We start from the raw sequence: 23,118 nt of genomic DNA, 5'->3' as shown, positions 1-23,118 counted from the left end.
TTGCCTCACTTCGCGGACAGGGTGGCCTCATCGCCGCCGCTGAGCCACCGGAGCCCGTATCCGCACCATGCGTTTTGCCGCCACATCCCCGCTCTCGCCACGCCCCTCAGCCGGGCAGCGCCGCCGTGAGGCGCGGCATGAGGTTCAGGTGACGCAGCACCACATCCATCGCCCGCGCCTCGTCATGGGCGGCGAGCGCGTCGATCATCTCGCGATGCTCCGCCTCGATGATCTCGGTCTTGCCGACGCCCTGTTGCAGCGACAGCATGGCCACCCGCAAGAGCGGCGCCTGCAACCCGTCAAAGACCTGCACCAGCACGGTGTTGCCCGCTGCCGCGACCAGCGTCTGATGGAACAGCCGGTTGATCTCGGCGCAGGCCAGCAGATCCGCCGCCGAGGTCGCCTCGTGCAGTTCGCACAGCTCGGTCAGCGCGTCGGGCAGCGGGCGGCGGTCGCGGCAGATGCGGCGCACCGCATGGGTTTCCACCATCACCCGCACCTCGTGCAGATCGCGCAGTTCGGCGGCGGAAAGCGGGCGGACCATGGCGCCGCGGCGCGGGTGCAGCTCCAGATAGCCTTCGGCGGCCAGCCGGTTCAGCGCCTCGCGCACTGGCGAGCGCGACACGCCGGTGACCTCGCAGGCCGCCGCCTCCTCGATGAAACTGCCGGGTGGAAAGGCGCCGGTGAGGATATGCGCGCGGATGCCCTGATAGGCCCGCTCGCGTGCCGAGGGCGGCTTCTCCGCCGCCGCAGCACCAGCCGGAATGGAATGCGCACCGGAAAGATTATTCATTCACCGCCTCAATACCTTTTGCCGCAACAGATCACCTTTCCGGTCATCTCGGACTCGACAGAATCACCCCTTCTTTATTGTATACACGAAGTAGACGTTAAAAGGACACAGCACCGATGATGGATGGATCGCAGGGTTTCGGGCCGAACGGCACCTGGCGCGTCGGGGTGGATTCGGGCGGCACCTTCACCGATGTCTGCATGTTCAACGAGGCCAGCGGCGAGATCGCGGTGTGGAAGGTGTCCTCCACCCCCGACGACCCGTCGCGCGGCATCGCCCAGGGGGTCGAGGAAGGCATGCGCGAGCGCGCCGGCGGCGGGGACGACCCGGCGGCGGCCATCGCCTATCTCGGCCATGGCACCACGGTGGCGACCAATGCGCTTATCACCCATCGCGGCGCAAAGGTCGGCCTGCTGACCACCGGCGGCTTTCGCGACCTGCTGGAGATCGGCCGGCAGAAACGCCCCGATCTCTATGATCTCTTTGCCGAAAAACCGCGCACGCTGGTGCCCCGCGCCCTGCGCTTCGAGCTGCCCGAGCGGATGCTGCGCACCGGCGAGGTCTCGGTCCCGCTCGACGAGGAGGCAGTGCGCGAGGCCGCCCGCGCGATGAAGGCGGCGGGGGTCGAGGCGGTGGCGATCTGCTTTCTTTATGCCTTTGTGAACCCCGCGCATGAGCAGGCCGCCAGACGCATCGTGGCCGAGGAAATGCCCGGCGCCTTCCTCTGTGCCAGCCACGAGATCGCGCCGGAATTCCGCGAGTTCGAACGGCTTTCGACCGCCACGGTCAACGCCTATCTCGGGCCGATCATGCACCGCTACATCTCGCGACTGACGCCCCGGCTGGAAGAGCTGGGCCTGCCCGTCGCGCCGCATCTGACGCAGTCGAACGGCGGCGTCGTGCGCTTTGAGGTGGCCGCCGAGACGCCGGTGCGCGCGGTGCTCTCCGGCCCCTCCACCGGCGTGGTGGCGGCGCAGGCCATCGGCGCGCGGGCGGGCTTTGACGACATCATCACCTTCGACATGGGCGGCACCTCGTCCGACGTGGCGCTGATGGCGGGGGGCGAGACCACGCAGACCAATGAAAGCACCGTGCATGGCTATCCGATCAAGGCGCCGATGCTCGACATCCACACCGTGGGCGCCGGCGGCGGCTCCATCGCCTCCATCGACAGCGGCGGGCTGCTCAAGGTCGGGCCGGAAAGCGCCGGCGCCGATCCCGGCCCGGTCTGCTACGGGCGCGGTGCGAGCGAACCCACGGTGACCGATGCCAATATCGTGCTTCAGGTGCTGAACCCGGTGGAGATCCTCGACGGGCGGATGAAGGTTCACCGCAACCTCGCCGTGGAGGCCATTGAGAAGATGGCGAAAACCCTGGGCATGCAGAGTATGGACGTGGCGCAGGGCATCATCTCGGTGGTGACCGCGAACATGGCCAAGGCGATCCGGGTGATCTCGGTCCAGCGCGGCCACGACCCGCGCAATTACGCGCTGATGGCCTTTGGCGGCGCGGGCCCCTTGCACGCCGTGCGGCTGGCGCAGGAGCTGGGCATGTCCACCGTGATCGTGCCGCGCAACCCCGGCATCCTCTGCGCCATGGGGCTGCTGCTCACCGATCTGCGCGCCGATTTCTCCGCCACAAGGCTGACCTCGCTGGAGGCGGGCAATCTCGACGTGATCGCCGACACCATGGCGCGGGTCGAGGCCGAGGCCGCCGGCTGGTTCGAGACCGAGGCGATCCCGACCGACAAGCGCCGGATCACCCGCCGCATCGACATGCGCTATGACGGGCAGAATTACGAACTCTCCATTCCCCTGCCCGACGGCCCGGTGACCGAAGCGACGCTGGCGGCCCTGAAGGAGGGCTTCGCCGAGGCGCATAAGCGCATGTACGGCTTCGACGTGCCCGAAGAGCGCATCCTCTGCGTCACCTTCCGCGCCGAGGCCATGGGGCTGGTGCAAAAGGCCGAACTGCCCGAGCGCGCGCCCGGCAATACGGACGCTTCCGGTGCGATCATCGGCAGCCGCGAGGTCTGGTATCCCGAAACCGGCAGTTTCACCGAGACGACGCTTTATGCCCGCGACCGGCTCGCCCCGGGCATGCGCTTTGCCGGCCCCGCCATTGTCGAGCAGATGGACACCACGACGCTGATCCCGCCCGGGGTGAGCGCCAGCGTGGACACCATCGACAACCTCATTCTGGAGCTTCCCCGATGACCGCTCAAGCCACCACTCACGCGCTCGACCCGATCACGGTCGAGGTCATCGGCGCCGCGCTTTCCTCCATCGTGGAGGAGACCGGCGAGGCCCTCGTCCGTGCCTCCTATTCCACCAATATCAAGGAGCGGCGCGACTGTTCGACGGCGCTCTTCGACCGGCAGGGGCGCACGCTGTGTCAGGCGGAACATATTCCGATCCACCTGGGCAGTTTCCTCGACTTCATTCCGATGCTGCTGAGGGATCACGACGAGGCCGACCTTCGCCCCGGCGACGTGTTCGTCGGAAATGACGCCTATCGCGGCGGCGGCACCCACCTGCCCGATATCGTGCTGGCAGAGCCGATCTTTGTCGACGGCGCGCTCGTCGCCTGGACGGTGAACCTCGCCCACCATTCCGATTTCGTCGACCGGGCGCATGCGCATATCTATCAGGAAGGGCTGCGGATTCCGCCGATCCGGCTTTACCGCGCGGGCGCGCTGCAAAAGGACGTGCAGGAGCTGATCCTGCTCAACTGCCAGGTGCCGCGCGAGCGGCTGTCGGACCTGCGCGCGCAGATGGCGGCGAACCGCGTCGGCGTGCAGCGCTTTCAGGAGCTGTGCGCGCGCCACGGCGCCGAGACCGTGCTGGCCTCGGGTGAGGCGCTGCTGGATTACGCCGAGCGCAAGATGCGGGCGGGCATTGCCGCCCTGCCCGATGGCAGCTGGCGCTTTGAGGATGTGTTCGACAATCTCGATTTCGACACGCCCATCCCCTTCGCGGTGACCGTGACCGTGGCGGGCGAGGAACTGGCGCTCGATTTCGAGGCGCCCGAGCAGATCCGCGCGCCGATCAACATGACCCGCACGGCGCTGCTGGCGACGGTCTATTACATCGTGAAATCGGTGATCGACCCGACGGTGCTGCCCAATGCCGGGCTCGCCCGCCCGATCACCGTGCGCGCGCCCGAGGGCTCGATCGTGAACTGCAAGCACCCGGCGGCAGTCAATGGCCGGGTTCAGACCTGCCAGCGCGTCGCCGATCTGATCCTCGGCGCGCTGGCACAGGCGGTGCCCGGGCGCGTCTCGGCCTGCACCAACTCCGCCTGTTCGGTGGCGGTGTTCTCGGGCACCCGGCAGAGCGGGCCGGATGCGGGCAGCTACTGGGTCTATCTCGAAACCATCGGCGGCGGTGGCGGCGCCCGGCCCAACGCGGACGGGCTCGACGGCATCCATGTGCACGCCACCAACACCTCGAACCTGCCGGTGGAAGCGCTGGAGGGAGAATATCCCCTGATCCTCGAACGCTATGAGCTGGTGGACGGCTCGGGCGGCAGCGGCCGGCAGCGCGGCGGCATGGGGCTGCGGCGGGTCTACCGCGCCACCGAGGATTGCATGGTGCATGTGGACGTGTCGCGCAACATGTCGCGCTCCTGGGGGCTGCTGGGCGGCGGCCCCGGCGGCGCCGGCAGCTATGCCACCAGCCCCGACTGCGCCCCCTTCAAGAACGGCTACGGCACGCTGCGCGCCGGCGAATGGCTGGAGGTCGTCACCCCCGGCGGCGGCGGCTACGGCCCCGCCGAAGAGCGCGCCACGCATCCCGGCGAACAGCCTATCGCAGCAGAATAACAAACCATAACAACCCCATAAAAGGGCCGACAAGAGCCCGCCACAACCGACAAGGAGACAAGACAATGACCACGCGACTGAACAGACGCGGCTTTCTGGCCACCACCGGCGCCGCCGGCGCCCTGAGCTTCCTCGGCCCCAAGGTCCTGCGCGCGCAGGAGGACGGCACGCTCCGCTTTGGACTCTCGACCTATCCGCCCAGCTTCGATGCCTGGGCCTCGAACGGCACCGCCGCCGGCACCGTCAAGGTGATGTGCCACCGCGGCCTGCTCAGCTACGACGCGGAAGGCGCGCTACGCGGCGAGCTGGCGGAGTCCTGGGATGTCGACGACGATGGCGTCTGGACCTTCAACCTGCGCGACGCGAAATGGCATGACGGCAGCCCGGTGACCGCCGAGGACGTGGCCTGGACCATCACCGAAGTGCAAAAGCCCGATTCCGCCGCCTATCTCCAGAACCAGCTCGCCACCATCACCTCGGTCGAGACGCCGGACGACAAGACCGTGGTTCTCATGACCTCGGAGCCGCAGGCCGTGCTGCCGGAATGGTTCGCCAACTACAACATGCCGATCCTCAAGAAGGGCTCCGCGCGCGACGATCTGATGGGCGCGGGCCCGTTCAAGGTCGAGTCCATCGACCGCGGCGTCTCGATCACCGTGTCCGCCAATCCGGACTACTACAAAGAGGGTCTGCCCAAGGTCGAGCGCATCGAGGCCATCGTCTATGCCGACGAGAACCTGCGGATCGCGGCGCTCGAAGCGGGCGATGTCGACGTTGTGGAATACGTTCCGTGGCAGGCCATGGCGCAGGTCGGCGACAACCCGGCGCTGAAGCTCGACACCACCTTCGGGCCTTTCATGTACCTGACCTTCAACGCCAGCAAGCCGCCCTTCGACAACCCGCTGGTACGCCGCGCCGTCGGCCATGCCATCAAGCGCGAGGACATCGCCGCGGCGGCGTTCTACGAGCGCGGCGCGCCGCTCGAGCATCTGCCGATTCCCGATGCCTCGGCCTTCTTCAACCCCGAGTTCGCCAACGAGTGGAACTACGATCCCGAAAAGGCCAAGGCCCTGCTGGCCGAGGCGGGCTATGCGGACGGGTTCGACTGTACCATGCTGTCGACCGCGCAATATGGCATGCACCAGTCCACCGCCGAGGTCTGCCAGGCCTATCTGTCGATGATCGGCATCAACGTGACGCTGGACCTGCCGGAATGGTCGACCCGGGTGAAGAAGGGCAACGAAGGCACCTACGACCTCGCGGTCATGGGCACCGCCGCGGCCAACAACGATCCCGACGGTCTTGCCACGGTGATCGACGGCTCGCTGGCAAGCGCCTATTCGCGCAGCTACGGTCTGGAAACGCCCGAGATCTCGGAGCTTTTCGCCAAGGGCCGGACAATCTTCGACACCGAGGAGCGCAAGGCGGTCTACAAGGAGCTCGAAAAGGTCGCCATCGAAACCGCGCCGATCATGGGCCTTTGCTGGCGCGAACAGGGCTACGGGATGGCCGCGAATGTCGAGGGTTTTGCCAACCTCCCCGGACAGCTGACCTTCCATTCCGGCATCACGCTGGAAGACGCGATGCTCGGCTGATCGAAGACCCATGCTGAGATATATTGCCCTGAGAAGTCTGGTGGCCCTGTTCCTCGTCTGGGTCGTCGTCACCGTCGTGTTCCTGCTGCTGCATCTCATCCCGGGCGATCCGGCCGAGCTGCTGCTGAGTACGGGAAACATTGCCGCCGACCCGGCGGCGGTGGCGGCCCTGCGCGAAAAGATGGGGCTGAACGAGCCGCTCTGGCAGCAATATCTCAGCCACATGGCCGGAGTGCTCTCCGGCGATCTCGGCGCGTCGTTCCGCGACGGCGCGTCGGTGAGCGGGCAGATTGCGCAGCGCCTGCCGCGCACGCTGGAGGTGATCCTCGCCGCCGCGCTCATCGCCACCGGCATCGGTGTGCCGCTGGGCAGCTATGCGGCGGTGCGCGCCGATGGCAAGGCGGATGCGGCGATCTCCTTCTTCGCCTCCGCCGCGCTCTCCACCCCGGTCTTCGTTGTCGGCTCGGTGGTGATCCTGATATTCGCGCAGCAACTGAAATGGCTGCCCGCCGGCGGCTTTGTCGACTTTTCCGATGATCCGCTGGAGCATCTGAAGCTGCTGCTGCTGCCCGCCGGCACCGTGGCGCTGGCGCTGCTGGCGGTGATCATCCGCATGAGCCGCGCCTCGGTGCTGGAGGTGCTGCAACGCGATTACGTCCGAACCGCCCGCGCCAAGGGCCTGTCGCGCGGCCCGATCCTGCGCCGCCATGTGGTGCGCAACGCGCTCATCCCGGTGCTGACCGTGCTGGGGCTGGAAATGGGCACGCTGATCGGCGGCACGGTGCTGGTGGAATTCGTGTTCAACTGGCCCGGCCTCTCGGGCTATCTCGTCTCCGCCGTCGATGCCCGCGATTATCCCGAGGTGGTCGGCATCGTCATGACGATCTCGGTGCTCTTCGTCTTTCTCAACCTCGTGGTCGATGTGGTGAACGCCCTGCTCGACCCGCGCATCTCGCTGGTGACGTCATGAGCCGGGCCATGCGCAGGCTGATCCTGCCCGGCGCCATCGCCACGGTGATCGTGGCGCTGGTGCTGCTCGCCCCGGTGCTGCCGCTCGACGACGTGCGCGGCATGGACATCCCGCACCGCTTTGCCGGCCCCTCCGCCGCGCACTGGCTGGGGCAGGACGAGTTCGGCCGCGACGTGCTGGCGCGGCTGATCTGGGGCGGGCGCGCCTCGCTGTTCATCGCCTTCGGCTCGGCGCTGGCCGCCGCCGTGATCGGCACGACGCTGGGGCTGCTCGGCGGCTATTTCCGCGGCGTGGTCGAGCTGCTGACCGTGCGCGCCGCCGAGATCATCCTTTGCCTGCCGCCGCTGCTGCTGGCGCTGCTGGTCGTCACCATCCTCGGCGCCGGCACCTGGCCGCTGATCCTGGCACTCACCATCCTCTACACGCCCAACTATGCCCGCGTGGTCTATGCCGCGACGCAACAGGTGCGGGGCCTCGATTTCGTCACCGCGCAGCGCGCCATGGGCACGCATCCGCTGGTGATCCTGATCCGCACCATCCTGCCCAATGTGCTGCCGCCGCTGCTGGTGCAGGCCTCGCTGGTCGTCGCCTCGGCCATGGTGATCGAGAGCGGGCTGTCGTTTCTCGGGCTCGGCGTGGTGCCGCCCACGCCCTCCTGGGGGCTGATGATCCGCGCCGCGCGCGGCGCGATGGAGGTGGCGCCCCTGCTGCTGGTCTGGCCGTCGCTGGCGCTGGCGGGCACGATCCTGACCTTCAACCTGCTCTGCGACCGGCTGCAATCGGCGCTCGACCCGCGCAGCGTCACCGCCGGCGGCGCGCTCTGGCTGCGCCCCCGCGCCCGCAGCGCATCGAAACCCGCCACGCGCCCCGCCGCCAGCGACGATGCCCCGCTGCTGGAGATCGAAGGCCTCTCCATCGCCGTCAACGATCTGGAGCTGGTGCGCCGCGTGACGCTGAGCGTGCGCCCGGGCGAGACCATGGCGCTGGTCGGCGAGAGCGGCTCGGGCAAGACGCTGACCGGGCTGGCGCTGACCGGGCTGCTGCCCGACACGCTGCGCGTCACCGGCGGCACCGCGCTTTACACCCCGCGCGAGGGCGCGCCCATCGACCTCGCCCAGCTCGACGAAGAGGCGTTCCGCGCCCTGCGCGGCACCGAGATCTCCATGGTCTTTCAGGATGCCGCCGCCGCCCTCAACCCGGTGCTGCGCATCGGCGATCAGGTGGCCGAGGCGATCCGCGTGCATCATGCGCTCGACAGCGCCGCGATGCAGGCCCGGGTGGTCGAGCTCTTGCGCCATGTCGGCATCCCCGACCCCGAGCGCCGCGCCCGCGCCTATCCGCACGAGCTGTCCGGCGGGCAGCGCCAGCGCGCGATGATCGCGGTGGCCATTGCCAACAACCCGCGCCTGCTCATCGCCGACGAGCCGACCACCGCGCTCGACCCGACCATTCAGGCGCAGATCCTCCAGCTCTTCGCGCAGCTCAAGCGCGACACGCCGGGCATGGGGATGATCTTTGTCACCCACGACCTCGCCGTGGTGGCCGAGATCGCCGACCGGGTGACGGTGATGTATGCCGGCGAGGTGGTCGAGGAAGGCCCGGTCGCCGAGGTCTTTGCCCGGCCCCGCCACCCCTATACCGCCGCGCTCATCGCCTCGGTGCCCGAGGGCGGCGCCGAGCGGCTGGTGGCGATACCGGGCGCCGTGCCCTCGCCGCACAAGATGCCAAGCGGCTGCCGCTTTGCCCCGCGCTGCGATCACGCCACGCAGCTCTGCACCCAGCGCGCGCCCCGGCGCAGCCACCCGAGCGACACCCGCCTGACCCGCTGCTTCCGCTGGGAGGAGGTCACATGATCCACGACACCCCCACTGCCCCGCTGGTCATCGCCGACCGGCTGGGCCGCAACTACCCCACCCGCCAGGGCCTGCTGGGCCAGAAGCACGATGTCTGGGCGGTGCGCGACGTCAGCCTGAGCATTGCCAGAGGCGAGACCGTCGGCATCGTCGGCGAGTCGGGCTGCGGCAAGTCCACGCTGGGCCGGATGATGCTGGGGCTGGAGACGCCCAGCACCGGCAGCGTCAGCTTCGACGGGCGCGACCTGAGCACGCTCGGCGGCGCCGAGCGGCGGCAGCTCTCGCGCCGGATGCAGATGGTGTTTCAGGATCCCTTCGGCTCGCTCGACCCGCGCCGTTCCATCGGCACGCAGATCGCCGACGGGCTGAAAACCCACAAGATCGTGCCGGCCTCGGAGGTCAGGGCAGAGGTCGCGCGGCTGCTGGAACAGGTGGGCCTGCCCGCTTCCGCCGCGCAGCGCCGCCCGCATGAGTTCTCCGGCGGCCAGCGCCAGCGCATCGCGGTGGCGCGGGCGCTCTCGACCCGGCCCGATTTCATCGTGGCGGACGAGCCGGTCTCGGCGCTCGACGTGTCGATCCAGGCGCAGGTGGTGAACCTGCTGATGGATCTGCGCCGCGATCTCGATCTGGCGATGCTGTTCATCAGCCACGACCTGCATGTGGTGCGCCATCTCTGCACTCGCATCGCCGTCATGTATCTTGGCCGCATCGTCGAGGAAGGCCCCGCCGAGCAGGTCTTTGGCAGCCCCGCGCATCCCTATACTCGCGCGCTGCTGGCGGCGACGCCCTCGCTGCATCCGAAGCCCAGCGACGATACCGGGCGGATCCTGAAGGGCGAGTTGCCGAGCCCCGCCAGCCCGCCCTCGGGCTGTGCGTTCCGTACCCGCTGCCCGCTCGCCGAAGAGGCCTGCGCCGCCGCAGTGCCGGCGCTCGATCCGGTCGGCACCGGCTGGCGCGCCGCCTGTATCAAGGCGGGGCCGGTCAATGCGGAGGATGCGGCATGACCGGCGCCCCCGTCGCCATGATCACCGGCGCCAGCCGCGGCATCGGCGCCGCGATTGCCGAGGCGCTTGCGGCGCGCGGCTACCGGCTGGCGCTGGGTCTGCGCGACCCGGCGACGCTGACCGAGACGCTGGCGCCGCATGACCCGCTTGTGGTGCGCTACGATGCAACGGAACCCGCCGATGCGAAACGCTTCACCGAGGCGACGGAGACGCATTTCGGTCGCATCGACGCGCTGGTGAACAGCGCCGGCATCTCCGGCCCGCTGGAGCTGATGCCCGACCCGCCGCAGCCCGACGATGAGATGGAAGAGATGCTCGACGCGCTGCTCTCGGTCAACGTCAAGGCGCCCTTCCGGCTGACCCGCGCGGCGCTGCCGGCGCTTTGCCGCTCGGGCGCGGGGCGGGTGATCGTGCTCGCCTCGCTCTCGGGCAAGCGTGTGCTGGGGCTGAACGCGGGCTATCAGATGAGCAAACACGCCGCCGTGGCGCTCTCGCATGCCGCCCGACGCGCCGGCTGGGATCAGGGCCTGCGCGCCTGCGCCGTCTGCCCGAGCTTTGTCGCCACCGACATGACCCTGCGCCACGACCACCTGCCGCGCCACGAGATCACCCAGCCCGAAGACCTCGCCCGGCTGGTCGCCGATGTCGTCACCCTGCCCAATTCGGCCAGCGTTTCGGAACTGCTGGTCAACTGGCGCTATGAGCCGGGGATGTAGCATGCGCCCCTTTGTCGAGACCGTCGAAGGCGATGAGACCCTCCCCCGCGCGGTCGATCTGGTCGTGATCGGCGGCGGCATAATCGGCACCGCTGCCGCCTTCTGGGCCGCCGAACAGGGCCACCGCGTGGCGCTCATCGAAAAGGGCCGGATCGGCGGAGAACAGTCGAGCCGCAACTGGGGCTGGGTCCGGCGCATGGGGCGCGACGTGGCGGAATACCCGCTGGGGATCGAAAGCCTGCGGATCTGGGACACGCTGGCGCAGCGGCTGGGCCATGACACCGGGTTCCGGCGCACCGGCATCGTCTACACCGCCCATACCGATGCCGAGATGACCTGGATCGAGAGCGTCTCGCGCGATGCCGACCGGTTCGGCATCGGCGCCAGACGGCTCAGCCCCGCCGATCTGGCCGAGCGCTTTCCCGGCGCGTCGCTGCCCGCGCGCGCCGGGCTGCTGACCGAAGACGATGGCCGGGCCGAGCCCGCGCTTGCCGCCCCCGCGCTCGCCAAAGGCGCGCGAGCCAAGGGCGCCGCGATCCTCACCCACTGCGCCGTGCGCGGGATCGAGACGGCGGCGGGCGCGGTCTCGGGCGTCATCACCGAGCGCGGGCGCATCGGCTGCAAGGCGGTGGTGCTTGCCGGCGGCGCCTGGTCGCGGCTGTTTCTCGGCAATCTCGGGGTGGATCTGCCGCAACTGCGGGTGCGCGGCTCGGTTCTGCGCACCAAGCCGCTGGCGGGCGGGCCGGTGCATGCGCTCGGCAATGGCGAATTCGGCATCAGGCCCCGGCTCGACGGCGGCTACACGATCTCACGCCGGGGCCGCGCCAAGGTGCAGATCACGCCCGACAGTTTCCGCCTGCTGCCGCGCTTTGCCAAAGGCCTGCGCGAGCATCGCGGCGAGCTCGCGCTGACCCTCGATCAGGGCCTCTGGGACGGGCTGGTGACGCCGCGCCGCTGGGCCGATGACGCGATCACCCCCTTCGAACGCTGCCGGGTGCTCGACCCCGAACCGCAGGAGCGGCTGCTGGCCGAGGCGATGCGCGCGGTGACCCGGACCTTTCCGGTCTTCAGAGACGCTGAGATTGCACAAAAATGGGGCGGCATCATCGACGTGACCCCCGACGCGGTGCCGGTGATCGGCCCCGCAGACCAGCTCCCCGGGCTGGTGCTTGCCACCGGGTTTTCCGGCCACGGCTTCGGCCTCGGCCCGGCGGCGGGCCAGCTCGCGGCGGAGCTTGCCACCGGCGCGACACCGCTGGTCGACCCTGCGCCGTTCCGCATGGACCGCTTCAGCACAGCGCGGGCGGCGGCATGACACAGGCGGGGCAAATTTCCTCTATCGCCCCGCAAACCGATTGAATTGGACGCCCCCGGCGCGGGCCGCTTCACTGAGGCGAACCCGAGCCATAACAGACAAGGAACTGAGCCCATGATCGACAAGATCCGGATCGCGGAACTGACCTCGGAAGAGGCGCGGCAGGAACTCACCTCGGAGGCGGTGGTGCTGCTGCCCATGGGGTCGCTGGAAGATCAGGGCATCCACGCGCCGATGGGCGATTACATGGCCGCCGACCTGATGGCGATGGAGATCGCCAAAGCCGCCCGCGCGGACGGCGTTGCTACCTTCGTTGCGCCCGTCATCCCCTTTGGCGGCAAGGATTATTTCGAATCGAGCCATGGCGGCATCTCGATCAGCCACGCCACGCTCTGCGGCATTCTCGACGACATGTTCGGCTGCCTGAACCGCCACGGCATCCGCAAGCTGATGATCGTCAACGGCCATGGCGGCAACGTCCCCGCGATCACCGAGGTGGCGCTGCGCTGGCGCCAGAAGGCCGGGCTCTTCGTGCCGTCCATGTATCTCTGGCAGGTGGCATATGGCGAGCTGCCGGGCCTCATTGGTGCCGAGAAGGCCAAGGCGAGCTCGGGCCATGGCGGCGACCCGCTGACCTCGGTGGGGCTGCATTTCTATCCCGACCTGATCCGCACCGATCTGGTCAAGCCCGCGCCCACCGGCAGCGAGATCAAGGGCATGAAGATCGGCGGGTTTTCCTCCGTCGTCTATGACGGCGCCAAGATCCAGGCGCCGATCGAGGCGCTGGAGGCGACCGAGACCGGCGCCTATGGCTGCGACCCGACCCTGTGCTCGGCGGAAACCGGCGACGTGCTGGTGAAACGCCTCGCCGCCATCGGCGCGGGCCTCGTGCGCGATCACGTCGCCAAGGGCCTGCACGACTGACATCCACAAAACCAGAGCCGGAAAACCGGCCATTCCCCCCAACAGAGGAGACACATCATGAAGACGAAAACCCTGCTCGGCCTCGCCACCGGCCTCGCGCTCATCCTGGGCCAGGCGGCTCAGGCCGAAACCACCTGGAAAATGGCCACCAAGATGCCGGTGGACAGCCCCGAAGGCCAGATCTTCGAGAAATTCGCCGAGCTGACCGAGGAATACACCGGCGGCGAGCTCAAGATCACCGTCTATCCCAACGAGCAGCTCGGCAAGGAGAACGCCGTTCTTGAGCAGCTTCAGGCGAACATCATCCAGATCTACGCCGAGGGTTACAGCTACATGAAGAAATGGGAGCCGGCGCTCGACTGGACGACCCCGGCCTTTGCCTTCGACGATTACGATCACTGGGTTCGCTTCATGAACTCGGACCTTGTGAAAGGCTGGTTCGACAATGCCGCCGAGCAGTCGGGCGTGCGCCCGCTGGGCGACCCGACCCGCGTTCTGCGCGGCCCGTTCCGGGTGACCGTGTCGAATGTGCCGATCGAAACCGCCGACGGCTATAACGGCCTCAAGCTGCGGATGCATGAAAGCAAAAGTGCCATCGAAACCTGGGATGCCATCGGCGCCGACGTGATCACCCTGCCCTGGACCGAGGTTCACCAGTCGATCTCCAAGGGCATTGTGCAGGCGGTGAACTCGCCCATCGCGCTGGTCGAATCCATGCGCTTCAACGAGGTCGCCCCCTATATCACGCGGATGGACGAGTACTGGCAGGCCATCGGCTTCATGGTCAATGACGACGCGCTGACCGCGCTCGACGAGGACACCCGCGCCGGGCTGCTCAAGGCCTATGACGAGGCCGGCGAGATGTCGCAGGATCTGATGTTCTCGGTCGCAGACGAAAGCATCGCGCGGATGGAGGCCGACGGCGCCACCTATACCGTTATCGACACCGCGCCGCTGGTCGAGACGATGCGGGCCTATTACGACGAGCGCGCCGCCGCCGGCGAACTGCCCGACGGGCTGCTGGAGACCATCGACGAGACGCGGGCCGTTTCGCAGTGACACCAGAGGAATATATGCCAGAGGGTCCGCTTCAGCGGGCCCTCAACCGCATCGACCGGTTGAACTGGACACTGGGCGGGGCCTTTCTGTGGATCTCCAACATCTGCCTGCTGGCGATGCTGGCCCTGACCACCGCGACGATCATTCTGCGCCCGATGAGCCTGGCCCCCTACTGGATGTGGCCCTGGACCATGGTGTTCTTCATCTGGCTCAGCTTCTTCGGCTTTTTCGCGCTCTATGCCCGGCTCAAGGATGTGCGCGTCGATTTCGTGGCCGAGCGGCTCGGCCCGGCGGGCATGCTGGTGACCCGCATCGTCTCGGATGCCGCGACCCTGGTCGTCACCGGGGTGCTGCTGATGCAGGTGCCGAAAGTGATCGCGACATCAACGGGCATATATGACGGCGCCACCCTGCCCAGCGGGTTCGAGCTGCCGCGGCTGGCGCTCTCTCTGCCGCTCTTCATCTCGACCCTGCTCGTGGCGCTGACGGCCCTTCTCGACCTCGCGAAGCTGGCCGCGGGAATGCCCGAGAACGTCACCGCCCACCACCCGGAGCTGTAACCCATGGCGTGGATTCTTTTCGGCACCTTCATCGCGCTGATCCTGCTGCGCGTGCCCATCTCCATCGCCATCGGCACCGCGACGGTGCTGACCTTCCTGACCTCGGATTTCTCCACCGCGCTACAGATCATCCCGCAGCAGATGCTGGAGGGGGTGAACAAGGCCTCGCTCACCGCCGTGCCCTTCTTCATCATGGCGGGCAATCTGATGAACGCCACCGGCGTGACCGAGCGCATCTTTGCCTTTGCCAATGCGCTGGTGGGTCACCTTAAAGCCGGGCTGGCGCAGGTGAACATCCTGTCCTCGATGATCTTTGCCGGCATCTCCGGCGCCGCCGTGGCGGATTGCGCCGGCCTCGGCGCCATCGAGATCAAGGCCATGCGCGAGCGCGGCTACAAGCCCGACTTCGCCGCCGCGATCACCGTGGCGTCGTCTGTCATCGGGCCGCTGATCCCGCCCTCCATCGGGCTGGTGCTCTATGCCTTCCTCGCCCAGCAGAGCATCGAACGGATGTTCCTTGCCGGCCTCGTGCCCGGCATCCTCGTGGGGCTGGCGCTGATGCTCTACGTGCGCATCCGCGCGCAGTTTCAAGAGTTCCCCACACAGCCCCGCGCCACCGCGCGCGAGGTGGCGGGCACCGCGAAACACGGGTTCCTGGCACTGATCGCCCCGGCGATCATCCTCGGCTCCATCATGTTCGGTTTCGTCACCGCGACCGAGGCGGGCGTGCTGGCCTGCCTCTACTGCATCGCCATCGGCATCTGGTATCGCGAGCTGACCTTCCGCAGCTTCTTCAGCGCGCTCAGCGACACCGCCATGATGACCGCCGTGATCATGATCATCATCGCCTTTTCCATCGCCATGGGCTGGCTGCTGGCCATCGACCAGACGCCACAGAAACTGGCCGACTGGACCTTTGCGCTCACCGAAAGCGAAAACGTCTTCCTCGCGCTGCTGTTGATCTTCATCGTCCTCGTCGGCTGCGTGGTCGAGGGCGTGCCGGCCAAGCTGATCCTGGTGCCGACGCTGCTGCCGCTCATCGACGCCTATGGCATCGACCGGGTGCATTTCGGCATCATCATGCAGCTTGGCCTGCTGATCGGCATCGCGACGCCCCCCATGGGGATCGGCCTTTACATCGTGGCCGAGGTCGGCCGCGTGCGCTTTGAAAAGGTCACCATGGCGGTGCTGCCGATGCTGCTGCCGCTCTTCGCGGTGCTGATCCTGCTGACCTATGTGCCGCAGACCGTCACCTTCCTCCCCGATCTCATCCTCGGACCTCAAAACTAAGAGAGACCCATGTCCAATCTTGTCTACAAGCTGAACCCGATGCCCGCGCCGATCCCGCAGGACAAGCTCGACCGTCTGGCCAAGCTCGAAACCGCGACGATCGGCCATTTCTACCATTACGGCTTTGCCGCCCCTGCCATCCAGCCGGTGCTGCCGGGCAAGGTGGTGGCCGCCACGGTGGCGACGCTGGCCATTCCGGGGCTCGATTCCACCCTGCTGCACCATTGCCTGAGCCAGTGCGGGCCGGGCTATTTCCTCGCCGTCGACCGGCTGGGGGATACGAAATACGCCTGCTGGGGCGGCGGCGTCACCCGCATGGCCGCGATGATCGGGCTGGAGGGCGGCTGCGTCGACGGCCCGCATACCGATACCGCCGAGATCAAGGAACAGGATTTCGCCATGTGGTCGCGCGGCCCCTCGCCCGTCACCACCCGGCTCTACAACACCGGCGGCGGCTTCAACGTGCCGGTGAGCATTGGCGGCGCGGCGGTGCTGCCGGGCTATGCGGTGCTGGCGGATGAAAGCGGCGTGCTCTTCATCGCGCCCGAGGATCTCGACGCCGTGCTGGCCGAGGGCGAGCTGAAGACCGAGCGCGGTCTGGTCAACGAGGCCAAGATCACCGGCGGCACCCATCTGGGCGCGATGTCCGGCGCGACCAAGATGGTTGAGGCCAAGACCGAAAGCTGATCACAGCTCGTGAAAGGAGGCGTAGCGCCCATGTTCCGCGCACCAGCTCTGCGCCGCCTCGCGCGCCAGATCCAGCACCGCGCCCACCTGCTTGCGCCGGGCGCGGTTGACATGGGTGCAGGCCACATTGAGCGGCGGCAGCGGCTCGGTGGTCGCGATCTCGACCACATCGCCCGCCGCGATGTCGGGTTCCAGCGCGGTCAGCGCCAGCGCCGAGGCGCCATAGCCCAGCCGTACCAGCTCGCAGATCGTCGCGAGCGCATTGCCGTAATGGCGCGGCGCCGGACGGTCGCGCATGTCGGCGACATATTCCGCCACCGGATTGAACAGCGGCGAAGTCTTTGGATAGAGCACCAGCGGCAGCGCGCGCAGATCGTCGGCGCTCATCGGCAGGCTCTGGCCGTCGATCACATCCGGCCGCGCCACCCAGCCGACCTCGTAGCGCACCGAGAAATCCGCGCCGGGCGCGCGGTCGCCGCTGGCGGTAAAGGCCGCGTCCAGCGTGCCCGCCTCGACAAAGCGGCGCAGTTGCAGATCCGATCCGGAATAGATGTCGAGCAGCAGATCAGGATCCGCCGCCGCCACCGCGTCGCGCAGAAGCGGCCCCCAGGTCAGCGCCGCCATGCCGGCGAGCCCCACGGTCAGCCGGCGTTTGCGCTTGTCCTGCAAGCGGCCCATCATCGCCTCGCGCAGGTTCAGGAACTGCACCGCGAATTCCGCCACCTCCAGCCCCTGATCGGTGAGCGCAAAGGCCTGTGCCTCGCGGTCGATCAGGGTCTTGCCGAGATCCTTCTCCAGCGACTGGATACGCGCCGAGACGGCGGGCTGGGTGAGGCCCAGATATTCCGCCGTCTGCCGGTAATTGCCGAACTGGCTCAGCCAGTAAAACGCTTCGAGTTGCTTGAAATTCATCCTATCCCCTCAATGACACACGATCCCAAGGAGCCAACATGACCGTCGCCGTCTACCTTCCCCTCGCCGAAAAGACCCAGTGGTGGGTGGAGATGCTGCAAGGGCTGCTGCCCGGCTGGGACGTGGTCTCGATGCATGACGAGATCGACCCCGGGGCGGTCACCTATGGCGTGGTCTGGCGCCCGCGCACCGGCGATCTGGCGGGGTTCCCCAACCTCAAGGCCATCGTTTCCATCGGCGCGGGCATCGACCATGTGCTCGCCGATGCCGAGCTGCCCGAGGGCGTGCCGATCATCCGCACCGTGGGCAAGGATCTGACGCAACGGATGCGCGAATACGTGGCGCTGCATGTGCTGCGCCATCACCGCGACATGCCGCGCCAGTTGCAGGCGCAGGCAGAGAGCGACTGGCACGCCATCGTGGTGCCGGTGGCGCCGAACCGTGTGGTGGGCGTGATGGGGCTCGGCAATCTCGGCGCCGCGGCGGCGCAGACGCTGGCCGGGCTGGGCTTCGACACCCGCGGCTGGTCGAAATCGGCCAAGGATCTCGACGGTGTGAGCTGTTTCACCGGCACGGGCGAGATGGACGCGTTTCTCGACGGCTGCGAGATCCTGGTGAACCTGCTGCCGCTCACCGATCAGACGCGCGGCATCCTGAACGCGGATCTTTTTGCCAAGCTGGCGCCGGGCGCCTGCGTGATCAACTGCGCGCGCGGCCCGCATCTGGTGGATGCGGATCTGCTGGCGGCGCTGGAGAGCGGGCAGATCAAGCAGGCGACGCTGGATGTGTTCCATCAGGAACCGCTGCCCGCCGACAATCCGTTCTGGAGCCATCCGTCGATCACCGTGACCCCGCATGTGGCCTCGCAGATCGACGCGGGCACCGGCGGACGGCTGATCGCGGCGAACCTCAAGGCCTTCGAGGAGACCGGCACCTGCGGCGATCTGGCGGATGCCGCGCGGGGGTATTGAGGCCCCCCTCCCCGACGTGACATCCGAGCGTTGCCCCGGCGCGGAATCAAGGCGAAGCCGCCGCGCCATCGCCGGCCTGCCCCACCGGGCTGGCGATGTGGTGACATCAGCGCAAAGTGTCGAGGTCTTTCGGATTTGGCCGGGATAAATCGAGAGGCTCCCCATGTCGTTCGCCATCCCGCGGGCCGGCGATGACGCAGCTACCGTTTGCGTTCCTCCGCAAGCGGAAAGGTCCGTCTCTGCCATTATACGCTCAAGGGGAGGAGACGCGTCCCGCCCCCACCCTCACACATGCTGCCCGCCATTCACGTCGATGGAAGCGCCGTTCACATAAGACGCCTCGTCCGAGCAGAGGAACAGCACCACCCGCGCCACCTCGTCGGGCTGGCCCAGCCGCCGCAGCGGGATGATCCGGGTCATATCCTCGGTGCCCGGCGACAGGATCTCGGTCTCGATCTCCCCCGGCGTCACCATGTTCACCCGCACCCCGCGCGGCCCCAGCTCGCCAGCCGCCTCGCGGGTCAGTGCCGCCAGCGCCGCCTTGGAACAGGCATAGGCCGCGCCCGCGAACGGGTGCACCCGCGAGCCGACAATCGAGCCCACATTGACCACCGCCCCCTGCCCGCGTTCGAGCTCGGGCAGCAGGTCGCGCATCAGCGCCGCCGGCCCCATCAGGTTCACCGCCAGCACATGCTGCCAGACGGCATCCGAGCTCTCGGCCACCCCCAGCCGTTCGCCATCCGCACCCTTGGGCGAGACCCCGGCATTGTTGACGATGGCATGCAGCCCGCTCTGCCCGAGGCTCTCGCGCACCTGCGCCACCAGATCGGCGCGGCTCGCCGGGTCCGAGAGATCGCCCTGAAAGTGATCGGTGCGCCCCGCATGCCAGGGGCAGCGCGCATCGAAAGCGGTGCGCGACACGGTCAGCACCCGCCAGCCGGCGGCCTGAAAGACCTTGACGGTGGCATGGCCGATGCCCCGGCTCGCCCCCGTCAGCAGCAATGTCTTCTGCCTCATGGATGCCTCTCCGTTTCCGCGATCCCGTTGCGATCAGATGTGGAACGCCACACCCTCGTCGGCAAGCCCGCCGCCCAAAGCCGAGACCGTGCCGTCGGCGCGCCAGCAGGCCGCCCCCGTCATCTCGCCATCGGCCCCGAAGGCAATCGCGTTCATGCCGCCGCCGATATGCGGCACCAGCTTCACCTCGTGCCCAATCGCCTCCAGCGCCGCCTTGTGATGCGCATAGTCCGGTTCCAGCTCCACATGCGCACCCTCGGTCCAGAGGCGCGGCGCCTCGACCGCCTGCTGCGGGGTCATGCCGAAATCGATCATGTTGACGATGGACTGCATGGCGCTGGGGAAGATCCGCACCGCCCCCGGCAGCCCCAACGCAAAACGCGGTGCGCCGTCCTTCAGCACGATCATCGGCGCCATCGAGGTCGGCACCCGCTTGCCCGGCTGGATCGACAGCGCCTTTCCCGGATGCGGGTCGAAATTATACATGTAGTTGTTGGGGATCATCCCCGTGCCCGGCACCATGAAGCGCGCGCCGAAGAGTCCGTTGATCGTATGGGTGGCCGAGACGATCATGCCGTCGCCATCGGCCACGGTGATATGGGTGGTGTTCCGGCTCTCATATCCGGGTGGCACCGCGCTGATGCCCCCGGCCGGGCGGATGCGGGCAAGGCTGGCCTCGGCGTAGTCCTTGGAGATCAGCTTTTCGACCGGGATATCGACGAAATCCGGATCGCCCGAAGCGGCACGGCGGTCCTCGAAGCCGATGCGGATCACCTCGGCCAGCAGGTGCAGGCGGTCCGGATTGTCAAACCCCATGGCCGCCATGTCGTAGGCTTCGAGCATGTTCAGCATCTGCGCCACATGCACGCCCGACGAGGCCGGCGGCGGCGGGCCGGCGATGTCGAAACCGCGATAGCTGCCGAAGATCGCGTCGCGCTCGCGCGCCTCGTAGCGTTCCAGATCGCGCATGGTGACCAGCCCCGGCTCGGCGCCCTCCACCGCCAGCCGGTCGACCAGCGCCTGCCCCAGCGCGCCGCCATGCAGCGCCTCCGCCCCCTCGCGCGCGATGAGTTTCAGGCTCTCGGCATAATCGCCCTGCACCAGCCGGTGGCCGGGTTTGGCGGGGGTGCCATCGGGCAGGAAATGCCGCGCAATCTCGGGATCTTTCGCCAGATCCTCCGCATGGCGGTCGATATTCGACGACAGGTATTGCGTCACGCGGAAACCGCCCGCCGCGTGGCGGATCGCGGGCGCGATGACATCGGCGAAGGGCAGCGCACCATGGTCTGCATGCATCGCGCACCAGCCGCGCAGATTGCCCGGCACCGCCACAGCCGCAGGCCCGACGAGGTTCTTGCGCCCGGCGGTCTCCATGTAATCGGGCAGCCGGTCCGAGACCGGCGTGAACATGTCGGGCACCGCGCTTTCGGCGGCCTGCGACAGGCAGTCATAGACCGTATGCCCCCCATCCGGCAGGCGCAGATGCGAGACGCCGCCGCCGGCGATGCCGACCATCATCGGCTCGACCACGGTCAGCGTCAGCAGCGCCGCCACCGCCGCATCCACCGCATTGCCGCCCATGGCCATCATCTCGTGGCCCGCGGCGGAGCCCAGCGGGTGGTTGGTCACCACAACCCCCCGCGCCCCCCGCGCGGGCGATTTGCGGCAGGTGAAAGGCAGCGGCTGGTCGGTGGTCATGGTGGTTTTCCTGTCGGGTCGGTTCGGCGCCTCCGGCACCGTTTATGATTGCGTCCAAACTAGGTGGCCGCCGGCCCCAGGTCACGCGGAATCTGGCCCGCCCGAAGCTCCGTCCCGCGGTCTTCCATGCGGCAGAGACCAAACGGCCAATATACGGGCAACGCGACAGATTTTCCGCTCCGCGCAGGGCCCGGCACAGCGGTCCCGCCCCGCGCCCTCCGCCGGGGACGGCAGGCCTCGGCGCGTCAAATAAGTTTGAATTGCAAATCAAATTTAATCCGCTATATCCGCGTCATGGTCACGCCCTCCTCCTCCCCCCGATTCCGTTTTGGAATCCGCTTCTCCCTGCTCGCCCGGCGCTGGCGCCGCGCGCTCGATACACATCTGGCCAGAGCCGGTCTCACCGATGCCACCTGGGTGCCGCTGATCCATCTCGAAGAGACCGGCGGCGGCATCACGCAAAAGGCCCTTGCCGCGCTGGTCGGCGTCGACGGGTCGAGCCTCGTGCGGGTGATCGACATCCTCTCGCGTCAGGGTCTGGTCGAGCGGCGCACCGACGAAAACGACAGCCGCGCCCGGCTGATCCATCTCACCGCCCGGGGCAAGCGCCGGGTGGCGGAGATCCGCAGGGAGCTGGCCAGCGTCGAGGCGCGGATCATGGCCGATCTGAGCGATGCCGAGATCGACCGTATGCTGGGCCATTTCGAAGCCATCGACAGGCGCCTGACCGAGCTACAGGAAAACCCCGCATGAGCGCCGCCCCTCAACCGCCCCTCTCCTCCGGCATGACAGCGCCGCGGCGGATCGATTCCGCCCGCCACCTGCTGCAACGCTGGCACCTTGAAGACAGTGCCACGCTGGCGCGCCAGCCGTCGCTGCGCAACTCGATGCTGGTGGGTCTTCAGGCCGGGCTGACCGTGGCCATCGCACTGCCGCTGGTGCTGCTGTCACCCTGGGCGCATCTGATCGGCTTTGCCGCGCTCGGCGCGCTCGCAGCGCTTTTCGGACGGTTCGAGACGCGCCGGGGCCGCAGCCGCATCGTCCTGCTCAGCGCGCTCTGCCAGACGCTGGCGGTACTCGCGATGTCCACTCTTGCCTGGCTCGGCCTGCCCGCCACCGCCGAGCTGCTGCTGCTGGCGCTGGCCTGCGGCGTGCTGTTCTTCGTCACCGTCACCGGCCGGTTCGGCCCGCCGGGATCGCTGATCTTCGTCTTTGCCGCCGGCGCGGCGCTGAGCCATCCCGGCAGCTTTGCCGATGTGCTGGAGCGCGGCGCCGCCACCGCCGCCGTCGCGCTGCTCGCCTGGCTCATCTGCCTGATCACCGAAGGGTTTCGCCACCGCCCCGGCCCCGAGCGCCGCTTTCCCGCCGAGCCCGCGCGCCCGCTGAACCACCGGCTGCTGGCCGCCGCGCGGATCGTGGTCGGCGCCGCCATTGCGCTTTTTGTCAGCCATCTCGCCGGCGCGGATCACCCGGTCTGGGCCGCCATGGGCGCGCTTGCGGTGATGCAGGGGCCGCATCTGCACATCAACTTGCACCGGGCGCTGCAACGGCTGGCCGGCACGATGCTGGGCGCGACCCTCGCCTGGGTCATCCTGATCCAGGACCCCTCGGCCTGGACGGTCATCGCCGTGCTGTTCGTGCTGCAATTCGTCACCGAGCTGGTAATCGGCAGCAATTACGCGCTGGGGCAGATCTTTGTGACCCCGATGGCGCTGCTGATGACCCAGCTTGCCGCGCCGCAGGCATCGGGCGCCGCCATGGCGCCGGAGCGGGTGCTCGACACGCTGCTGGGCGCCAGCGTGGGCATCGCGATCGCGGTGCTGCTCTCTTCGCTCGACGATCGTCACCACCTTGCGGCGCAGCACGCCGAGCGGGCGGCACGCTGAGCCCGCGCAAGGAAAAGCCCCGCCGTGCCGGGCACGACGGGGCTC

20 protein-coding genes are annotated in these 23,118 nt (G+C 68.1%); 16 read left to right on the top strand and 4 right to left on the bottom strand.

All coding sequences use genetic code 11. From position 1 onward, the window contains the following. Window positions 1–106: 106 nt before the first annotated feature. Window positions 107–793 carry a GntR family transcriptional regulator gene (locus Ga0080574_RS18285; RefSeq protein WP_076703024.1) on the bottom strand — a complete coding sequence of 229 codons (687 nt, stop codon included), beginning with the start codon at window positions 791–793 and terminating at the stop codon, window positions 107–109. Between the two features lie 116 nt (window positions 794–909). On the opposite strand from Ga0080574_RS18285, the gene Ga0080574_RS18280 reads away from it, so the two are divergent. The 13 genes from Ga0080574_RS18280 to Ga0080574_RS18220 all read left to right on the top strand — a co-directional run bounded on the left by Ga0080574_RS18280 (window position 910) and on the right by Ga0080574_RS18220 (window position 16,589). Further along, window positions 910–3,009 carry a hydantoinase/oxoprolinase family protein gene (locus Ga0080574_RS18280; protein ID WP_076703022.1) on the top strand — a complete coding sequence of 700 codons (2,100 nt, stop codon included), beginning with the start codon at window positions 910–912 and terminating at the stop codon, window positions 3,007–3,009. Beyond that, a complete protein-coding gene (locus tag Ga0080574_RS18275; RefSeq protein WP_076703020.1) occupies window positions 3,006–4,616 on the top strand; it encodes a hydantoinase B/oxoprolinase family protein in 1,611 nt (536 codons plus the stop codon). The genes Ga0080574_RS18280 and Ga0080574_RS18275 overlap by 4 nt, the downstream gene beginning before the upstream one ends. A gap of 65 nt (window positions 4,617–4,681) precedes the next feature. Then, a complete protein-coding gene (locus Ga0080574_RS18270; protein ID WP_076703018.1) occupies window positions 4,682–6,211 on the top strand; it encodes an ABC transporter substrate-binding protein in 1,530 nt (509 codons plus the stop codon). A 10-nt stretch (window positions 6,212–6,221) separates the two neighbouring features. Further along, on the top strand, window positions 6,222–7,181 hold the full coding sequence (locus Ga0080574_RS18265) for an ABC transporter permease (RefSeq protein ID WP_076703016.1): 960 nt from the start codon (window positions 6,222–6,224) through the stop codon (window positions 7,179–7,181). A gap of 8 nt (window positions 7,182–7,189) precedes the next feature. Further along, on the top strand, window positions 7,190–9,034 hold the full coding sequence (locus Ga0080574_RS18260; RefSeq protein ID WP_237219280.1) for a dipeptide/oligopeptide/nickel ABC transporter permease/ATP-binding protein: 1,845 nt from the start codon (window positions 7,190–7,192) through the stop codon (window positions 9,032–9,034). Next, window positions 9,031–10,038 (top strand): ABC transporter ATP-binding protein, encoded by a 1,008-nt coding sequence (locus tag Ga0080574_RS18255; RefSeq protein ID WP_076703012.1) that lies wholly within the window; start codon window positions 9,031–9,033, stop codon window positions 10,036–10,038. Before Ga0080574_RS18260 ends, Ga0080574_RS18255 begins: the two co-directional genes overlap by 4 nt. Continuing rightward, window positions 10,035–10,754 carry an SDR family NAD(P)-dependent oxidoreductase gene (locus Ga0080574_RS18250; RefSeq protein WP_076703010.1) on the top strand — a complete coding sequence of 240 codons (720 nt, stop codon included), beginning with the start codon at window positions 10,035–10,037 and terminating at the stop codon, window positions 10,752–10,754. Before Ga0080574_RS18255 ends, Ga0080574_RS18250 begins: the two co-directional genes overlap by 4 nt. Window position 10,755: 1 nt before the next feature. Further along, the gene (locus tag Ga0080574_RS18245) at window positions 10,756–12,069 is read left to right on the top strand and encodes an NAD(P)/FAD-dependent oxidoreductase (RefSeq protein ID WP_076703008.1); all 1,314 of its coding nucleotides are present in this window, start codon (window positions 10,756–10,758) and stop codon (window positions 12,067–12,069) included. Between the two features lie 114 nt (window positions 12,070–12,183). Further along, complete coding sequence (locus Ga0080574_RS18240) at window positions 12,184–12,993, top strand: creatininase family protein (protein WP_076703006.1); 810 nt, start codon at window positions 12,184–12,186, stop codon at window positions 12,991–12,993. A 57-nt stretch (window positions 12,994–13,050) separates the two neighbouring features. Then, window positions 13,051–14,052 carry a TRAP transporter substrate-binding protein gene (locus Ga0080574_RS18235; protein ID WP_076703004.1) on the top strand — a complete coding sequence of 334 codons (1,002 nt, stop codon included), beginning with the start codon at window positions 13,051–13,053 and terminating at the stop codon, window positions 14,050–14,052. Window positions 14,053–14,066: 14 nt separating this feature from the next. Continuing rightward, entirely contained in the window at window positions 14,067–14,612 is a 546-nt protein-coding gene (locus tag Ga0080574_RS18230) for a TRAP transporter small permease (protein ID WP_076703002.1), read from the top strand. Window positions 14,613–14,615: 3 nt separating this feature from the next. Next, window positions 14,616–15,902, top strand: a complete 1,287-nt coding sequence (locus Ga0080574_RS18225; RefSeq protein WP_076702999.1) for a TRAP transporter large permease — start codon at window positions 14,616–14,618, stop codon at window positions 15,900–15,902. A gap of 9 nt (window positions 15,903–15,911) precedes the next feature. After that, the gene (locus Ga0080574_RS18220; protein ID WP_076702997.1) at window positions 15,912–16,589 is read left to right on the top strand and encodes an RraA family protein; all 678 of its coding nucleotides are present in this window, start codon (window positions 15,912–15,914) and stop codon (window positions 16,587–16,589) included. On the opposite strand, the gene Ga0080574_RS18215 is transcribed toward Ga0080574_RS18220, so the two are convergent. Then, complete coding sequence (locus Ga0080574_RS18215; protein ID WP_076702994.1) at window positions 16,590–17,501, bottom strand: LysR family transcriptional regulator; 912 nt, start codon at window positions 17,499–17,501, stop codon at window positions 16,590–16,592. It lies immediately after the preceding gene. Window positions 17,502–17,539: 38 nt separating this feature from the next. Here Ga0080574_RS18215 and Ga0080574_RS18210 point away from each other — a divergent pair, with 38 nt between their 5' ends. Next, a complete protein-coding gene (locus Ga0080574_RS18210; RefSeq protein WP_076702991.1) occupies window positions 17,540–18,472 on the top strand; it encodes a 2-hydroxyacid dehydrogenase in 933 nt (310 codons plus the stop codon). A gap of 285 nt (window positions 18,473–18,757) precedes the next feature. On the opposite strand, the gene Ga0080574_RS18205 is transcribed toward Ga0080574_RS18210, so the two are convergent. Together Ga0080574_RS18205 and ggt are read right to left on the bottom strand one after the other, a co-directional pair. Next, on the bottom strand, window positions 18,758–19,489 hold the full coding sequence (locus tag Ga0080574_RS18205; RefSeq protein ID WP_076702989.1) for an SDR family NAD(P)-dependent oxidoreductase: 732 nt from the start codon (window positions 19,487–19,489) through the stop codon (window positions 18,758–18,760). A 33-nt stretch (window positions 19,490–19,522) separates the two neighbouring features. Then, window positions 19,523–21,187 carry a gamma-glutamyltransferase gene (gene ggt, locus Ga0080574_RS18200; RefSeq protein ID WP_076702987.1) on the bottom strand — a complete coding sequence of 555 codons (1,665 nt, stop codon included), beginning with the start codon at window positions 21,185–21,187 and terminating at the stop codon, window positions 19,523–19,525. A gap of 126 nt (window positions 21,188–21,313) precedes the next feature. Here ggt and Ga0080574_RS26990 point away from each other — a divergent pair, with 126 nt between their 5' ends. Both Ga0080574_RS26990 and Ga0080574_RS18190 read left to right on the top strand, forming a co-directional pair. Further along, the gene (locus Ga0080574_RS26990; RefSeq protein ID WP_442975560.1) at window positions 21,314–21,940 is read left to right on the top strand and encodes a MarR family winged helix-turn-helix transcriptional regulator; all 627 of its coding nucleotides are present in this window, start codon (window positions 21,314–21,316) and stop codon (window positions 21,938–21,940) included. Continuing rightward, window positions 21,937–23,073: an FUSC family protein gene (locus tag Ga0080574_RS18190; protein WP_156876399.1), complete on the top strand. Its 1,137-nt coding sequence runs from the start codon at window positions 21,937–21,939 to the stop codon at window positions 23,071–23,073. The genes Ga0080574_RS26990 and Ga0080574_RS18190 overlap by 4 nt, the downstream gene beginning before the upstream one ends. Window positions 23,074–23,118: the final 45 nt, after the last annotated feature.

The sequence above is a fragment of the Salipiger abyssi genome (assembly GCF_001975705.1).
Taxonomy (GTDB): Bacteria; Pseudomonadota; Alphaproteobacteria; order Rhodobacterales; family Rhodobacteraceae; genus Salipiger; species Salipiger abyssi.
Note: the sequence above shows the minus strand (reverse complement) of the source record. Positions and strands in the feature narration are given on the sequence as shown.

Excerpts from the sequence above, each read along its gene's own strand:
- Ga0080574_RS18285 (WP_076703024.1), bottom strand. The coding sequence starts at position 793 with ATGAATAATCTTTCCGGTGCGCATTCCATTCCGGCTGGTGCTGCGGCG.
- Ga0080574_RS18280 (WP_076703022.1), top strand. The coding sequence starts at position 910 with ATGATGGATGGATCGCAGGGTTTCGGGCCGAACGGCACCTGGCGCGTC.
- Ga0080574_RS18275 (WP_076703020.1), top strand. The coding sequence starts at position 3,006 with ATGACCGCTCAAGCCACCACTCACGCGCTCGACCCGATCACGGTCGAG.
- Ga0080574_RS18270 (WP_076703018.1), top strand. The coding sequence starts at position 4,682 with ATGACCACGCGACTGAACAGACGCGGCTTTCTGGCCACCACCGGCGCC.
- Ga0080574_RS18265 (WP_076703016.1), top strand. The coding sequence starts at position 6,222 with ATGCTGAGATATATTGCCCTGAGAAGTCTGGTGGCCCTGTTCCTCGTC.
- Ga0080574_RS18260 (WP_237219280.1), top strand. The coding sequence starts at position 7,190 with ATGCGCAGGCTGATCCTGCCCGGCGCCATCGCCACGGTGATCGTGGCG.
- Ga0080574_RS18255 (WP_076703012.1), top strand. The coding sequence starts at position 9,031 with ATGATCCACGACACCCCCACTGCCCCGCTGGTCATCGCCGACCGGCTG.
- Ga0080574_RS18250 (WP_076703010.1), top strand. The coding sequence starts at position 10,035 with ATGACCGGCGCCCCCGTCGCCATGATCACCGGCGCCAGCCGCGGCATC.
- Ga0080574_RS18245 (WP_076703008.1), top strand. The coding sequence starts at position 10,756 with ATGCGCCCCTTTGTCGAGACCGTCGAAGGCGATGAGACCCTCCCCCGC.
- Ga0080574_RS18240 (WP_076703006.1), top strand. The coding sequence starts at position 12,184 with ATGATCGACAAGATCCGGATCGCGGAACTGACCTCGGAAGAGGCGCGG.
- Ga0080574_RS18235 (WP_076703004.1), top strand. The coding sequence starts at position 13,051 with ATGAAGACGAAAACCCTGCTCGGCCTCGCCACCGGCCTCGCGCTCATC.
- Ga0080574_RS18230 (WP_076703002.1), top strand. The coding sequence starts at position 14,067 with ATGCCAGAGGGTCCGCTTCAGCGGGCCCTCAACCGCATCGACCGGTTG.
- Ga0080574_RS18225 (WP_076702999.1), top strand. The coding sequence starts at position 14,616 with ATGGCGTGGATTCTTTTCGGCACCTTCATCGCGCTGATCCTGCTGCGC.
- Ga0080574_RS18220 (WP_076702997.1), top strand. The coding sequence starts at position 15,912 with ATGTCCAATCTTGTCTACAAGCTGAACCCGATGCCCGCGCCGATCCCG.
- Ga0080574_RS18215 (WP_076702994.1), bottom strand. The coding sequence starts at position 17,501 with ATGAATTTCAAGCAACTCGAAGCGTTTTACTGGCTGAGCCAGTTCGGC.
- Ga0080574_RS18210 (WP_076702991.1), top strand. The coding sequence starts at position 17,540 with ATGACCGTCGCCGTCTACCTTCCCCTCGCCGAAAAGACCCAGTGGTGG.
- Ga0080574_RS18205 (WP_076702989.1), bottom strand. The coding sequence starts at position 19,489 with ATGAGGCAGAAGACATTGCTGCTGACGGGGGCGAGCCGGGGCATCGGC.
- ggt (WP_076702987.1), bottom strand. The coding sequence starts at position 21,187 with ATGACCACCGACCAGCCGCTGCCTTTCACCTGCCGCAAATCGCCCGCG.
- Ga0080574_RS26990 (WP_442975560.1), top strand. The coding sequence starts at position 21,314 with ATGCGGCAGAGACCAAACGGCCAATATACGGGCAACGCGACAGATTTT.
- Ga0080574_RS18190 (WP_156876399.1), top strand. The coding sequence starts at position 21,937 with ATGAGCGCCGCCCCTCAACCGCCCCTCTCCTCCGGCATGACAGCGCCG.